Source organism: Komagataeibacter kakiaceti JCM 25156, assembly GCF_000613305.1.
Genome location: NZ_BAIO01000890.1, coordinates 1 through 595 on the forward strand (window position 1 = coordinate 1; position 595 = coordinate 595).

Annotated in this window: 1 protein-coding gene and 1 pseudogene; both read right to left on the reverse strand. The window is 68.6% G+C overall.

Annotated elements, in window-relative coordinates:
- The coding region (locus JCM25156_RS26660) for an NTP transferase domain-containing protein (protein WP_034961773.1) at window positions 1-202 on the reverse strand (202 nt) is incomplete at its 3' end.
- Window positions 193-595, reverse strand: a pseudogene (gene tsaE / locus JCM25156_RS26665) (tRNA (adenosine(37)-N6)-threonylcarbamoyltransferase complex ATPase subunit type 1 TsaE); the annotation flags it as partial. The pseudogene tsaE and the gene JCM25156_RS26660, both read right to left, overlap by 10 nt.

Here is a 595-nt window from a genome sequence, read left to right on the forward strand (position 1 = left end):
CGCGGATGGCGTCGGGCCGCCAGTGGGCGTTGACCACCACCTGCTTCACCCCGGCGGCTTCCAGCCGGTCAAGCAGGTGGTCCAGAATCGGCTGGCCCGCCACATGCAGGAGCGGCTTGGGCACCGCTTCACTCAACGGTCGCATCCGCCGCCCCACGCCCGCGGCGAAAACCATGGCGGTGGCGGGGATATTCACGCCCATGATTCATCTCCACTCAACAGATTTTCCAGTTGCGCAAGCCGCGCGCCCCATCCGGAAAGGCGCGCGATCCGCCCCCCCGCCGCATCGGCCAGCAGGTACACGCGCAGCGCGCCCGGCGGCGTGAGCGGACCCAGGCGTTCGGGCCATTCCACAAGGACGATCCCCTCGCAGGCATCATCCATCCCAGTTCATGCAGGCCGTTCGGTCCGTCAAGACGCCACAGGTCAAAATGCGCGACTTCCGCCACCGGCGCGTCATAGACCTGAACCAGCGTGTAGGACGGGCTTGGCACCTCCATGTCCGCATCGTGGCACAGCGCGCGCAGCAGCGCGCGGGCCAGCGTGGTCTTGCCCGCGCCCAGATCCCCCTCCAGCAGCACCGCGTCACCCGGCT